Raw genomic sequence first — 12479 nt, forward strand, 5'->3', positions numbered from 1 at the left:
GGCGGGATCAGGAAGGTCTCGCCCGGCTCCGAGACTAGGCGGCGCTCCAGGTGTAGGTGCGGGCGCCGGTGGTCAGCGCGGTCGCGAAGTTGTTGTTGACGGTCCGGGCCTCGGTGCTGCTCGGGTTCGGGTTGGTGCAGCTGACCGGGGCGCTGCTGCCGGACATCAGGTCGGTGCACAGGCCGGTGCGCCGGTCCGGGAGGCCGAGCAGGTGGCCGAACTCGTGGGCGGCGATCCGCGGCTGGTAGTAGCCCTGGTTGACGGCCTGGCGGCCCATGTACCAGTAACCGTTGCCGAGCGACTGCGTGTACGCGCGGGGCCAGCCGTTGTCGGCGTAGACCCGGATGTTCGGGGTACGGCCGGACGGGACGGGTTCGAGGCGTACGTTGGCGACGCTGTTGTTCCAGATCTGGGCGCCCTGGGCGACCACGGCCTTGAACTCCTGCGCCTGGCTGGCGTCGTAGTACAGGATTCGGGGCGCCGCGGTGGCGGGTGCGGCGGTGACCGCTTGGACGCCGGTGACAGCGAGCACGGCGAAGAGTGCCGCCGCGAGTTTGCGGAGCAGCATGGCTTCCTCCGGGGATAGGGAACGGGTACCCCCGAGGCTGCCCTCATTCAGTGATGGACATCAATGGCTGTAGCCATACTGAATCTCCCCTATCACCGAAAGCCGCACCTCAATCAGCTCGGCGTGATGCGGGCGCGATGCGGGACCAGCGCCGCTCGATCAGGGCGCAGAGGAAACCGGCCACTGTCACGACCACACCGAGGATGATCCAGCCGGGCTTGCCCACGTCGATGCACAGCGTGATGACGATGACGGGGGCCAGCGCCTCGATGAAGCCGTGACCGAGCCCGACCACGCCCTGATACTGGCCCTGGGCCTGCGGCTGGGCCAGCGCGAAGGACAGTTCGAACGTTCCGCCCGCCTGCCAGACCTCGGCGAGCGAGTGTACGAGCACCGCGACCAGCAACAGTGCGATAGCGACCCAGGCCGACGGGCCGGATGCGACGGCCATCAGGATCCAGGCCACCAGAAAGAGCGGACCGGATCGAGCGAGCAACCTGGCCGCCGTCCGGGGCCCGTCGATGGACCGGGTCGCGGGGATCTGGGTGACGGCCACGGTGACCGCGGCGACGAACAGCACCAACGCCGCCATGGACCGCGGCGCCGAGGTGCGCAGGACGATCCACACCGGAAGCGCCTGCACCAGCACCCAGTACTGCAGGCTGGCAACCGAGGACGCCGCGGTGAAACTGAGATAACGCCTGTCGCGTAGTGCCAGCCAGCGGCGCTCATCAGGAACTCCGGCCGCGGTCCGGGTCGGCGGGAGGTACGGAAGCCGCCACAGCACGGCCGCGGCGAGCAGGAACGTCGCCGCGTCGGTGAGGACCAGGGCCACGTACGCCGGCCGGCTGTCGATGGCCAGCACCGCGGCGGCACCGAGCATGCCCACCGCCAGGCCGACGTTGGTGATCGCGCGCAGGTACGTACGCAGGGCCGCGCCCTTGCCCTGCTCGGCCAGCACGCCGATCATCGCGCCTCGGGCGCTTCCCGAGCCCGCCCGGCCGACCGCGGCGATCGCGGCCACCAGGATCAGCGTCCATACGTCGCGCACCAGCAGCAGGCCGATGCTGGCCACGGCCTCGACGAGCATGGCGGCGATGACGACTTCGCGGGAGCCCCGCCGGTCGGCCTGGTCGCCGACGACAACCCCGGCGCCGAAACCGATCAGCGAGCCGACGGTGAGGCCGACGCCGACCGTGGCCGGGCTCAGCCCGGCTGAGCGAATGAGGAAGATGGTGCCCGCGGACAGGAAGAGGCCCATGCCGACCGTGTTGATCAAGGTCGACAGCGCCATCAAGCGCTGCCGCGGATCCTGTGGGCTTCGCAGATCGTCACGCAGTCTGCTCAGGTTGATCGACATGGCGCAACGGTAAGGTTTGACACCGGTGTCAATGTCAAGGGTGGACGATGCTGATCAATCAGTTGGCAACTCGCAGCGGGGTCAGCACGCGGGCGCTGCGGCATTACGACCGGCTGGGGCTGCTGTCCTCGCGGCGTCTCGACAACGGGTACCGCGACTTCGAGGAGTGCGCCGTCGAGGAGGTGCGCCGGATTCGCCTGCTGCTCGACATCGGTCTCGGTCTGCAGGCGGCGGCGGAGATCCTGCCGTGTTTCGCCGAGGACGGCGAGCTGACGGCATGCGCGGAGGCCCGCCAGCAGCTCCGGGTTCAGATCTGCGAAGTCGACAGCTCCATCGCCGCGCTGCAGCAGACGCGCGGACTCCTGAGCGGCACGCTGGACAACCTGGTCGAGAGCTAGCGAGCGGGCTTGCCGGGGAAACGCTTGCCGAGCGCGGGACGGCGGCCGGCGCGCGGAATCCGCGCGGGTCCGCCGGCGACCTGGGGTCCTCGGTAACCACGGGCGTCCTGCGCCACCGCCTCGTCCGGGTCGTTCTCCAGCGCCTGCCGGATGTGCTGGGGCGTGACAGCGGAGGTGGCCATCGCCCGGCGGACGTCGGCGGAACGGTCTTTCAGCAGGTCCTGCAGGTCCGCCTCGTCCAGCTCCACTGCCCGGACCAGTGCGGCACGAACGTCGGGCGACGAGTCCTGGGCCAGGATGTGCCGCTGCTCGGCGGAGGTCTGCTTGTTGATGGCGACGCCCTTGCGCACTCGCAGGGTGCGGTCGCGCAGCAGAGCCTCGATGACCTCCGGGTCGGTGGTGTGGCTGGCGAGCCGTTCCCGTACCTCGGGTGAGGCGTCCTCGATGAGGAGAGCCGAGAGGTGAGGTTCGAGTTCCGGCATCTCGGCGAGCAGGCCGCGGAGTTCCTTGTCCTGCGCCTTCGCCATCACGCCACGGATGCGGGAGTCACAGGCCGGGTTGGCCGCGACCGCCCAGCGCACCCAGCGGTCGGCGTCGCCGACGAGACGCAGCAGGTTTCCCTGTGAGGCCGAGGGGTTCCGCGCGATCGCCTCACGGACGTCACGGTCGCGGTCCCGGGCGAGGGGCCGCAGCGCCTCCGCCGGGGCGTCCGGACGGGCCGCGACCACCGCGCGAACCCGGGCCGACGGGTCGGAAGCCAGCTCGTAGAGCGCCTCGGGGGTGGTCGTCCGGTCCTGTGCAACGGAGACCCGCGCCTCGATATCGCCGTTCACGTGCTGAGTTCCCATGGACGAATCCTCTCACGGGCGGCTCGGGTCGCCCGCATTGCCGCTGGTTGCCTCGACCGCCACCAGGGAGCCGCTCTCCATCGCGACCCAGACTTCGGCCGGCGACACCCAGAGGCCGTGGGGTTCACGGCCCGGCAGTTCGTGCAGGGTGATGCGGCCGTCAGTCGTCACGTGAGCGAGCTGGTCAGAGCCCCAGAGGCTGGCCCAGCAGGAGCCGTCGGAGGCGGCGGCCACCGCATGTGGACGGCAGGCCGGGTCGGCGAACGGGTACTGCCGCACCGCACCCGACTGCTCCACCCGGCCGACGCTGCCGCCGGCGATATCGGTGTACCAGATGCCGCCGGCCGACGCGATGATGCCGACGGGGGCGGGTGGGGTTCGGCCGTCGGGCAGCTTGATGATCTCGACGGTTTCGTCGCGCACGCGGGCCAGGGCGCCGGCGCCGTTGAGGGCGGCCCACGGTGTGCCCTCGGCATCGCAGGTGATCATGGCGGGACGGGCTTCGGGCATCGGCAGGTCGAACATCGTGATCGTGCCGTCGGCGGCGCGTCTGCCCAGCTGGTTGGTGCCGGGTGCGGTGAACCAGACGTCGCCGGTCGCGGTCGCGGCGATGCCGTAGGGACCGGTGCCTTCCGGCACCTTGAAGACGGTCTGTTCGCCGCCGGCTTCGCGCCGGACCAGCTTGTCGTCGGTACGCGTGAACCAGACCACGTCGCCGGCGATGCTCAGCAGCATCGGCTGGCCCTGCGGCAACGGTTCGATCCACGGGTCGCCGGGTTCGCCGGGTGTCAGGTGGGCCAGGCCAGGTGGGGCCAGGATCGTCAGCCACAGGGTGCCGGTGGAGTCGCCGGCCACCGCGTACGGGGACCAGCCCTCGGGGAGGGTCAGTTCAGTGGTCATGCGGTTCCCTTCGTTTACGCGTACCCAAAAGGGGTGTCCTCTGTGGAATTGTTGGGTCATGGTGAAACTCGGTGTCAGCCTTCCCCAGTTCCAGCATTTCACTCCCGGCAAGGACGTTGTCGCCGCGGCGCGGGCGATGGAGGAGATCGGTTACGACAGCCTGTGGGTTTTCGAACGGGTGCTCGTGCCGGAGGATCAGAGCGGTTCCCATGGCCTGTACGGCGTTCCGGGGCTGGCCTGGCCGGAACGGTATCGCGGTGTCGCTGACGCGCTGGTGACATTGACGACGGCGGCTGCGGTGACATCGCGGATCGAGCTCGGAACCGGGGTTCTGGTGGTGCCGCTGCATTTGCCGTTCCGCCTCGCGCGCGAATTGGCGACGCTGGATGCGGCAAGCGACGGGCGGGTCATCGCCGGCCTCGGGGCGGGCTGGTCACCGGACGAGTTCGCGGCGGTCGGAGCTGTTCCGCTGACCGAGCGGGGCCGCGGGCTGGACGAGTTCCTGGATGTCGCGGCCGAGGTGTGGGGCCCCAATCCGGTGAGTTTCAAGTCCCGGAACTACGAGGTTTCGGTGGCCGACGTGGGCCCCAAGCCGGCGCGGAAAATCCCCATTCTGCTGGGTGCCGGAAATGAGCGGGCATTGCGGCGGGTGGCGCGCCGGGCCGACGGATGGGTGGCCAGCGGGGTGACGCCGGAGCAGGTGAAACAGTCGCTCGCCGGGCTGCGGGCCATGGCTGAGGAGTTCGGGCGGGATCCGGCTTCGATCAGTTGCACGGTGCAGATCGGAACCCTGGACCTGACCGAGTCGGTGGCTGTTCCGCGGCCCGCATATGCGGGGAATGTGGCGCAGTTGGCGGAGGATGTGGCGGCGCTGGCGGAGGCCGGCGCGGACCATGTCTATGTCACGCTTCCGGCGGCGGTCGAGGATGTCGCGGAATTGATCGACCGGGCGGCCGAACTGCACGAAAGGGTACGCGCAGCCGGCGTCTGAACCGAGGTCCGGGCGACGCGTTCGACGGCGCGTCGCCCGCCAGTGCCCCCGAGGGTGTTCTCCAGGACGGTAGGTTCTCTTCGGGAGGAGACGCCGTGGAGTTTTCCCTTGCACAGGTGCTGTCCTGGCGGATGCGCCGGCAATTCCTCGACCGGCCGGCCGGAGTCTCGGCCGAGACCATCGTCGAGCGGCTGTGTGGCGTGCAGGCCCAGGTCGCGTCGGCCGCGGACCAGGCCATCGCGGTGCGCAGCTCCTCCCCCGTCGACGGCGCGGCCGGCACCGCCCTGGAACGCCGGACGCTGATCAAACTATGGGCGATGCGCGGCACGTTGCACCTGCTCACCGCCGGCGACGCGCCCGCTTATCTGAGCCTGATGGCCGACGCCCGGACATGGGAGAAGGCCTCATGGCAGAAGACGTTCGCCACCGCGGCGCAGATCACCGCGATCGCCGGCGCCACCCGCGAGATCCTGCACGACCGGGTACTCACCCGCGAGCAACTCACCGCCGAGATTCTGAAGCGTACGGGCGACGACTCGCTGACCGAACCGCTCGGATCCGGGTGGGGTGCGGTGCTGAAGCCGCTGGCCTGGCAGGGTCTTCTGTGCAACGGTCCCAGCGACCGCAACCGGGTCACGTTCACCAGCCCCGAGACATGGATCGACGGCTGGACGGGCCTGCCGGAACCGGACGAGGCTGCCGCGCGCGTGATCCCCGCCTACCTCGGCGCTTTCGGACCGGCCACGATGGAGTCGTTCGACCAGTGGCTGATCCGCGGCGCGACCAAGAAGGCGGTGCTGAGGCGGTGGTTCGCTGATCTGACCCGGTCAGGCGTCCTCACCGAGGTGACGATCAAAGGCATCATGGGGTACGCCCGGACGACCGACGTCGAAAACATCGCGACCGCCGAGCCGATGCCGCAGGTGCGCCTGCTTCCGGCGTTCGACCAGTTCGTGCTGGGCCCGGGCACCAAGGACGAACACGTCATCGCACCGCACCGGCGGGGCCTGATCAGCAAGGCGGCCGGCTGGATCTCGCCCGTCGTGGTCGCCGGCGGCAGCGTCGCCGGCACCTGGGAATCAACGGCGAGCGGCATCACGGTCACCTGGTTCGCCGAGGCCGGAGCCGTGCCGGAGAGCGAGCTGGCAGCCGAAGCCGAGCACCTCACCGGCGGCCACGCCGACCTGTCGATCACGACCGCCTAACCGCGAATCACGACTGATCGCGCCCGCAGACCATCCCGGCGATGACGATTTCTTCGTGGAACTCGATGACATTGATCCCCGTAATGCCGGAGCCGCCCTTCAGCGAATCGACCTGGGCGCAGTCGAACTCGCGGCTTTTGATGGAGATCACTGCCATCTCGGACATGGACTCGGCAGTAAGGGTGGGCGGCAGGGGATCGCCCTTGTCGGCGTAGGTCTTCTTCGCCAGGGCGAGCGAGTCCTCGCGGGTGAACAGCCGCGCTTCCTCGTCGGAGAACAGGTCATCGAGTGAGGCGCGGGCTGCCTCCTTCTGCCCGGTGGTGGCATCGGCCGAGAAGAACACCCGAACCTGGTACAGGTTGACCGGTATCGCACGCCATCCGATGAGCAGGAGCACGGCCACGACCACGGCTGCGCCGGTAAGAGCGGAGAGCCCGGCGACGGCGAGGTGGACGCGGCGAGTCCGCCGCGGGGGTGCCGGCGGTTCGGGCGCCTCGACGAATGCGGTCACGGATCCACTCTCTTCCGGTTGATAGGTGGTCATCAGCAGAGGAGGGTGGCGACCTGGCCGGAGCCGCCGCGCGTTCGGGTGACGCCGAATTCGTCGACGCCGGCGGTGTCGTGCAGAGCGGACACGGCGGAGCAGTCGAAGTCAGGATCGACGGTGGAGATCTTCAGCGTTACCGCGAGGTCCGCCGCGGTCATGCCATCCGGCATGTCAATCCCTTCGGCCTGCATCCCCTGGCGGACGCGTTCGAACAGTTCGTCGCGGTCGGTCACCGTCACGCTGCCCGCGGACGGCAGTTTCTCCAGGAAGGCGCGGACCCCGGCATCCTGTTCCGCGGTGGCTTTCCGATCGAGAGTGACGATGATTTCGTACCGGTGGACCGGTACCGGCCGATAACCGGCGAGAAAGAGTACGGCCAGGGCCACGGCGCCGCCGACCAGCGCGGAGGCCGCGGCGACGACAAAGTAGAGCAGCCGGCCCTGGTGCTTCGGGGCCGGGGGCGCGTCGGGTTCGGTCACGGGTGCACAAACTACCGGCCGTCAGCCGCATTGCGGATGTGAGCGAGCAGGCGCAGCACTTCCGACGAACGATGCCAGCTGCGCCAGTCGGGATTCTCCCAGTCGAAGTCACGGGTACGGAAGCGTTCGGCATCCGCCCGCAGCTGTTCGGCGAGAGCGCGGTCGGCGGAATCCAGCACCCCGCGACCGGCCAGAGTGCGTTCGACCAGCGAACCCAGGATCGGATTCGAGGTACCGAACTCGCGGTGGTCGTACTCGAGAGCGAACAACGCCGCGGCGCGCTCCGCGCCGAGCCAGCGCCACGCCGGTACGGCCGGCGGCTCGTTCTTCGCAGGCGTGCGCCGGCCGGACCGTTTGGCAGCGCGCCGTTTCTCCGCGTGCTCAGCGCCGCGAGTCTAGAGAAGGCGCGATCGAAGGTCATCGCGATTACGGCTAGATCGCCCGGTCGCGGGCTGACCAATAGGGATCACGGAGCAGGCGCTTGTAAAGCTTCCCGTTCGGATCGCGCGGGAGGCGCTCCACGTAATCCACGGTCCGCGGGATCTTGAAGCGGGCCAGTCTCGTCGTCAGGAAGTCCAGCAGGGATGCTGTCAGCTCCGGGCCGGTCACCACACCGTCGACCGGTTCCACGACGGCCTTGATCTCCTCGCCCCACTCCTCGTGGGGAATGCCGAACACCGCCACGTCGGCCACCGACGGGTGGCCGCTCAGTTCGTTCTCGATCTCGGCCGGGTAGACGTTCACGCCGCCGACGATGATCACGTCGCTGGCGCGGTCGCAGAGGAAGAGATATCCGTCGGCGTCCAGGTATCCGATGTCACCGACCGTGAACATGCGGTCCCGCCACGACGCCCGGGTCTTCTCGGCGTCACCGTGATATTCGAACGTGGCGTCACCCATCTGCAGGTAGACCCGCCCCGGTGACAGCTCCGGCGCGTCCTTGCCGTCGTCGTCGAGCACCCGCACCCGCGACCCCGGCCAGGCCTTACCCACCGAGCCCGGCCGGGCCCGCCACTCCTGCGCCGTGATCAGGGTGCCGCCGCCTTCCGAAGCAGCGTAGTACTCGATCACCACGGGACCCCACCAGTCCAGCATCGCCTGCTTGACCGGCTGCGGGCAGGGCGCGGCCCCGTGGATCATCGCGCGCATCGAGGAGACATCGACCCCCTCACGAAGAGCGAGCGGAAGAGCCAGCAACCGGCGGAACTGTGTCGGCACCATGTGACTGTGGGTCACTCGATGACGGTCCACCAGACGCAGGAAATCACCGGCGTCCCAGTGATCCATCACCACGACCTTGTGCCCCATCTGCACCGAGATGACAGCGAAGTTCATCACTGCCGTGTGGTACAGCGGCGAGCAGCACAGATGCACATGATCATCGAACGGGCGCAGGCCGAACAGCCCGAAGAACCAGAGCGACACCGGCGGCACGTCGTCCGGGTCCAAGCCGAGCAGCGGGCGGCGGACGCCTTTGGGCCGGCCCGACGTACCGGACGTATAGACCATCAGCGCTCCGAGCGTACGCGGCTCTGGTCTGCCGGATCCCCCCGCGCCCAGGGCGAGGGAGGGCAGAAAGCCGGGAATGTCGCCGACCGCGAAGCGGGAGGTGGGTGGAAGGTCCGCTTCGTCCGCCGCGGCGAGCGCGGCGTCCGCGAAGCGTGCGTCGGCGACGAACGCCTTCGCCCCGCTGTCGCGGAGGATGTGCGCCAGCTCGGGCGCGGTGAGATGCCAATTCAGGGGTACGACATGAAGCCCGATCTGCACCGACGCGAAATACATGATCAGGATGTCGGCGCTGTTGGGCATCAGCAGCGCGATGGTGTCGTCCGCGCCGAGCCCCGCCGCGCGCAGACCCCGGCCGATCCGGTCCGCCTCGGCGGCGAGCTCACCGTAGGTGAGCGTCCGGCCGCCCGGCTCCACGATGGCCTCACGCTGCGGGGACTCGCTCGCGACGGTCCACATCCCGATCCCGTTCATGCCGCGACTCTATAACTCGTTCCAAGTCTTTGAAAGCAGCTCGGCTACATGCTTGCCGGTCAAAGTTATAACGTGTTTCACTCTTGGCGTGGAAGCGCCGATGTCGATCGCCTTCGATTACACCCGCTCGCTGGGGCCGGTTCTGAGCCGGTTCATGACAGGGCTGCGGGACGGGCGCGTGCTGGGCGGGCGCACAGCGGACGGTCGCGTGCACGTGCCGCCGCTCGAGTTCGACCCACTCACCCACGAACCGGTCACCGACCTCGTCGACGTCTCCCCCGTCGGCACCGTGATCAGCTGGACGTGGGTCGATCAGCCGCTGGAGGGACAGCCGCTGAGCAGGCCGTTCGCATGGGCGCTGATCCGGCTCGACGGCGCGGACACCGCGTTGCTGCACGCGGTCGACATCCAAGATCAAGATCAAATTCGGACAGGCCTTCGGGTACGCGCAAAGTGGTCGCCCTCCCGGATCGGCCACATCAACGACATAGCGTGTTTCGAGCCGGGGTCAACGCCGGGAGACATTTCGGATATGTCGCCCGGAGAACCCGTGAAGATCATGACCACCCCGATCCGGCTGCACTACCGGCACACCACCTCCGACGAGGAGGACCGTTATCTGCGGGCTCTCGCCGACGGCCGCTTGATCGGGCAGCGCTGCCCGGCCTGCCGCAAGGTCTACGTCCCCCCGCGAGTCTGCCCGGCCGACGGCGTGGCGCCCGGCGAGGTCGTCGACGTCGCCGACCGCGGAACCGTCACCACGTTCTGCGTGGTCAACGTGCCGTTCGCAGGCCAGCGCCTCGACCCGCCGTACGTCGTGGCGCAGGTACTTCTCGACGGCGCCGACATACCCATCCCGCATCTGGTGCTCGGGCTCGACGCCGGCGACGTGCGGATGGGCATGCGGGTCGCCGCGGTCTGGCGCGACCGCTCCGAATGGGCGGCCACACCGGTGAACATCGCCCACTTCGAGCCGACCGGCGAACCGGACGCGGCCTACGAGTCCTATGCGGAGCATTTATGAGCGACGTAGCGATCATCGGGTTCGCCCGCTCGGACTCGTCGATCACCACGAGCGGGGTGGAGACCCTGGTCCCGGTCTTCGAGCAGGCCTTGGCGCAGGCCGGGCTCGGGCGACAGGAGATCGACTTCTGGTGTTCCGGGTCGTCGGACTACCTGGCGGGGCGGGCGTTCTCGTTCGTCAACGCGGTTGACGCGATCGGTGCGGTGCCGCCGATCAGCGAATCGCACGTGGAGATGGACGCGGCGTGGGCGCTCTACGAGGCGTACCTCAAGATTCTGGCCGGCGAGGCGGAGACCGCGCTGGTGTACGGGTTCGGCAAAGCCAGCGCCGGCGACCTGAGCCGGGTGCTCGCGCTGCAGCTGGACCCCTACACCGTCGCGCCGCTGTGGCCGGATTCGATCAGTGTGGCGGCGTTGCAGGCCCGGCTCGCGCTGGAGGCCGGCCTCTTCAGCGAGCGGGACATGGCCGTCGTTGCGGCGCGGGATTCCGGGGTGGGGGCCGGGGAGTTGCTCGGTCAGGCGTACCTCAGAAATCCGCTGCGTACGCACGACGTGGCGCGAGTGCTGGACGGCGCCGCGGCGGTGGTGCTCGCCGGCGGCGAGCGTGCCCGCCGAGGCCGCGCTGACCGGAGCCGGCCCGCGTGGATCACCGGGATCGCGCACCGCATCGACCCGCAGGGTTTGGGCGAGCGAGATCTGACCACGGTCCCGTCGGCGGCCCTCGCGGCGGCTGATGCGGGGTTCGACGGGGAGGTGGACGTGGTCGCGCTGCACGCGCCGTTCACCCACCAGGAGTTGCTGCTGCGGGCGGCGCTTCCCGACGGACGACAAGTGAGGATATTGCCGGATAACGGCCAGGCGATGTTCTCCGCCGGGCTCTCCCGGATCGGGGCCGCGGCCGAGGAGATCATGTCGGGGCGGGCGGAGACGGCGGCCGCACACGCCACCAGCGGACCGGCCCTCCAGCAGAACCTGGTCTGCGTGCTCGCGGCAGCGGAGACAACGCCGGAGGCGGAGCGATGAGGCGCGCGGCCGTGCTCGGCACGGGACAAACCCACCACCGCACCCGGCGGACCGATGTCTCGATGGCCGGGCTGTGCCGCGAGGCCATCGACCGCGCGATGACCGATTCCGGCACCGACTGGTCGCAGATCGACGCGGTCGTCCTCGGTAAGGCGCCCGACCTCTTCGAAGGCGTCATGATGCCGGAGCTCTTCCTGGCCGACGCGATCGGCGCAGCCGGGAAACCGCTACTCCGCGTGCACACGGCAGGTTCGGTCGGCGGCGCCACCGCGATCGTGGCGACCAGCCTGATCCGGGCCGGGGTGCATCGGCGGGTGCTCGCGGTGGCGTTCGAGAAGCAGTCCGAGTCGAACGCGATGTGGGCGCTGTCGATCCAGCCGCCGTTCACCGCGCCGATCGGGGCGGGCGCCGGCGGATACTTCGCGCCGCACATCCGGTCATATATCCGCAGATTCGAGGCGCCGGACCACATCGGGGCCATGGTCGCCGTAAAGGATCGGCAGAACGGCGCGCTCAACCCGTTCGCCCACCTGCGGCAGCCGGACATCACACTGGATTCGGTACGGGAGTCCCGCATGCTGTGGGATCCGATCCGCTATGACGAGACATGTCCGTCATCGGACGGCGCCTGTGCCGTGGTGATCGGCGACGAGGCGGCAGCGAACGCCAGCGACCGGCAGGTGGCGTGGATCAAGGCCACCGCCATGCGCACCGAGCCGACCTTCTACTCCGGCAAGGACCACGTCAACCCGCGTGCCGGAGTCGAGGCCGCGAACGCGCTGTGGACCGCCGCCGGCATCAAGGACCCGCTCGACGAGATCGACGTCGCCGAGATCTACGTGCCGTTCTCCTGGTTCGAGCCGATGTGGCTGGAGAACCTGGGCTTCGTCGGCCCTGGTCAGGGCTGGAAACTCACCGAATCCGGCGAGACCCGGATCGGCGGGCGGCTGCCGGTCAACCCGTCCGGCGGGGTCCTCTGCTCCAACCCGATCGGCGCGTCCGGGCTGCTCCGATTCGCCGAATCCGCCATGCAGGTGATGGGCCGGGCCGGCGAACACCAGGTGGCGGGTGCCGCGACGGCGCTCGGGCACGCGTACGGGGGCGGATCTCAGTTCTTCTCCATGTGGGTCGTCGGTCAGCAACCCTGAAGGGGCAAC

At 69.2% G+C, this 12479-nt stretch carries 14 protein-coding genes; 6 read left to right on the plus strand and 8 right to left on the minus strand.

Annotated elements, in window-relative coordinates; all coding sequences use genetic code 11:
• Positions 1-34: 34 nt before the first annotated feature.
• Together B0I29_RS02730 and B0I29_RS02735 are read right to left on the minus strand one after the other, a co-directional pair.
• On the minus strand, positions 35-568 hold the full coding sequence (locus B0I29_RS02730; protein ID WP_111647174.1) for a snapalysin family zinc-dependent metalloprotease: 534 nt from the start codon (positions 566-568) through the stop codon (positions 35-37).
• A gap of 109 nt (positions 569-677) precedes the next feature.
• Entirely contained in the window at positions 678-1928 is a 1251-nt protein-coding gene (locus tag B0I29_RS02735; RefSeq protein ID WP_111647175.1) for an MFS transporter, read from the minus strand.
• Between the two features lie 47 nt (positions 1929-1975).
• Between B0I29_RS02735 and B0I29_RS02740 the strand changes: the two genes are divergently transcribed.
• Entirely contained in the window at positions 1976-2326 is a 351-nt protein-coding gene (locus tag B0I29_RS02740) for a MerR family transcriptional regulator (protein WP_111647176.1), read from the plus strand.
• On the opposite strand, the gene B0I29_RS02745 is transcribed toward B0I29_RS02740, so the two are convergent.
• On the minus strand, positions 2323-3174 hold the full coding sequence (locus tag B0I29_RS02745) for a hypothetical protein (RefSeq protein ID WP_111647177.1): 852 nt from the start codon (positions 3172-3174) through the stop codon (positions 2323-2325). The genes B0I29_RS02740 and B0I29_RS02745 overlap by 4 nt on opposite strands.
• A 12-nt stretch (positions 3175-3186) precedes the next feature.
• The gene (locus tag B0I29_RS02750; RefSeq protein ID WP_111647178.1) at positions 3187-4074 is read right to left on the minus strand and encodes a Vgb family protein; all 888 of its coding nucleotides are present in this window, start codon (positions 4072-4074) and stop codon (positions 3187-3189) included.
• Here B0I29_RS02750 and B0I29_RS02755 point away from each other — a divergent pair.
• Together B0I29_RS02755 and B0I29_RS02760 are read left to right on the plus strand one after the other, a co-directional pair.
• Positions 4073-5065, plus strand: a complete 993-nt coding sequence (locus tag B0I29_RS02755) for a TIGR03619 family F420-dependent LLM class oxidoreductase (RefSeq protein WP_245972178.1) — start codon at positions 4073-4075, stop codon at positions 5063-5065. The two genes, B0I29_RS02750 and B0I29_RS02755, sit on opposite strands and share 2 nt — an antisense overlap.
• 95 nt (positions 5066-5160) lie before the next feature.
• Entirely contained in the window at positions 5161-6270 is a 1110-nt protein-coding gene (locus tag B0I29_RS02760) for a winged helix DNA-binding domain-containing protein (RefSeq protein WP_146616699.1), read from the plus strand.
• A 7-nt stretch (positions 6271-6277) separates the two neighbouring features.
• Here B0I29_RS02760 and B0I29_RS02765 read toward each other — a convergent pair whose 3' ends face one another.
• From B0I29_RS02765 to B0I29_RS02780, 4 genes are all read right to left on the minus strand, one after another.
• Complete coding sequence (locus B0I29_RS02765; protein WP_111647181.1) at positions 6278-6781, minus strand: hypothetical protein; 504 nt, start codon at positions 6779-6781, stop codon at positions 6278-6280.
• 32 nt (positions 6782-6813) lie between these two features.
• Complete coding sequence (locus B0I29_RS02770; RefSeq protein ID WP_111647182.1) at positions 6814-7296, minus strand: permease-like cell division protein FtsX; 483 nt, start codon at positions 7294-7296, stop codon at positions 6814-6816.
• Between the two features lie 11 nt (positions 7297-7307).
• Complete coding sequence (locus B0I29_RS02775; RefSeq protein ID WP_111647183.1) at positions 7308-7565, minus strand: hypothetical protein; 258 nt, start codon at positions 7563-7565, stop codon at positions 7308-7310.
• Between the two features lie 163 nt (positions 7566-7728).
• A complete protein-coding gene (locus B0I29_RS02780; protein WP_111647184.1) occupies positions 7729-9276 on the minus strand; it encodes an acyl-CoA synthetase in 1548 nt (515 codons plus the stop codon).
• A 100-nt stretch (positions 9277-9376) separates the two neighbouring features.
• Here B0I29_RS02780 and B0I29_RS02785 point away from each other — a divergent pair, with 100 nt between their 5' ends.
• From B0I29_RS02785 to B0I29_RS02795, 3 genes are read left to right on the plus strand one after another with little or no spacing between them, the layout of a single operon-like run.
• Positions 9377-10300: a Zn-ribbon domain-containing OB-fold protein gene (locus B0I29_RS02785; protein ID WP_111647357.1), complete on the plus strand. Its 924-nt coding sequence runs from the start codon at positions 9377-9379 to the stop codon at positions 10298-10300.
• Complete coding sequence (locus B0I29_RS02790; protein WP_111647185.1) at positions 10297-11322, plus strand: lipid-transfer protein; 1026 nt, start codon at positions 10297-10299, stop codon at positions 11320-11322. Before B0I29_RS02785 ends, B0I29_RS02790 begins: the two co-directional genes overlap by 4 nt.
• Positions 11319-12470: a thiolase domain-containing protein gene (locus tag B0I29_RS02795; RefSeq protein ID WP_111647186.1), complete on the plus strand. Its 1152-nt coding sequence runs from the start codon at positions 11319-11321 to the stop codon at positions 12468-12470. Before B0I29_RS02790 ends, B0I29_RS02795 begins: the two co-directional genes overlap by 4 nt.
• Positions 12471-12479: the final 9 nt, after the last annotated feature.

Source organism: Actinoplanes lutulentus (assembly GCF_003259845.1).
Taxonomy (GTDB): domain Bacteria; phylum Actinomycetota; class Actinomycetes; order Mycobacteriales; family Micromonosporaceae; genus Actinoplanes; species Actinoplanes lutulentus.

Coding starts and splice junctions, on each gene's coding strand:
- B0I29_RS02730 (WP_111647174.1), bottom strand. CDS start 568: ATGCTGCTCCGCAAACTCGCGGCGGCACTCTTCGCCGTGCTCGCTGTC.
- B0I29_RS02735 (WP_111647175.1), bottom strand. CDS start 1,928: ATGTCGATCAACCTGAGCAGACTGCGTGACGATCTGCGAAGCCCACAG.
- B0I29_RS02740 (WP_111647176.1), top strand. CDS start 1,976: ATGCTGATCAATCAGTTGGCAACTCGCAGCGGGGTCAGCACGCGGGCG.
- B0I29_RS02745 (WP_111647177.1), bottom strand. CDS start 3,174: ATGGGAACTCAGCACGTGAACGGCGATATCGAGGCGCGGGTCTCCGTT.
- B0I29_RS02755 (WP_245972178.1), top strand. CDS start 4,073: ATGCGGTTCCCTTCGTTTACGCGTACCCAAAAGGGGTGTCCTCTGTGG.
- B0I29_RS02750 (WP_111647178.1), bottom strand. CDS start 4,074: ATGACCACTGAACTGACCCTCCCCGAGGGCTGGTCCCCGTACGCGGTG.
- B0I29_RS02780 (WP_111647184.1), bottom strand. CDS start 9,276: ATGAACGGGATCGGGATGTGGACCGTCGCGAGCGAGTCCCCGCAGCGT.
- B0I29_RS02785 (WP_111647357.1), top strand. CDS start 9,377: ATGTCGATCGCCTTCGATTACACCCGCTCGCTGGGGCCGGTTCTGAGC.
- B0I29_RS02790 (WP_111647185.1), top strand. CDS start 10,297: ATGAGCGACGTAGCGATCATCGGGTTCGCCCGCTCGGACTCGTCGATC.
- B0I29_RS02795 (WP_111647186.1), top strand. CDS start 11,319: ATGAGGCGCGCGGCCGTGCTCGGCACGGGACAAACCCACCACCGCACC.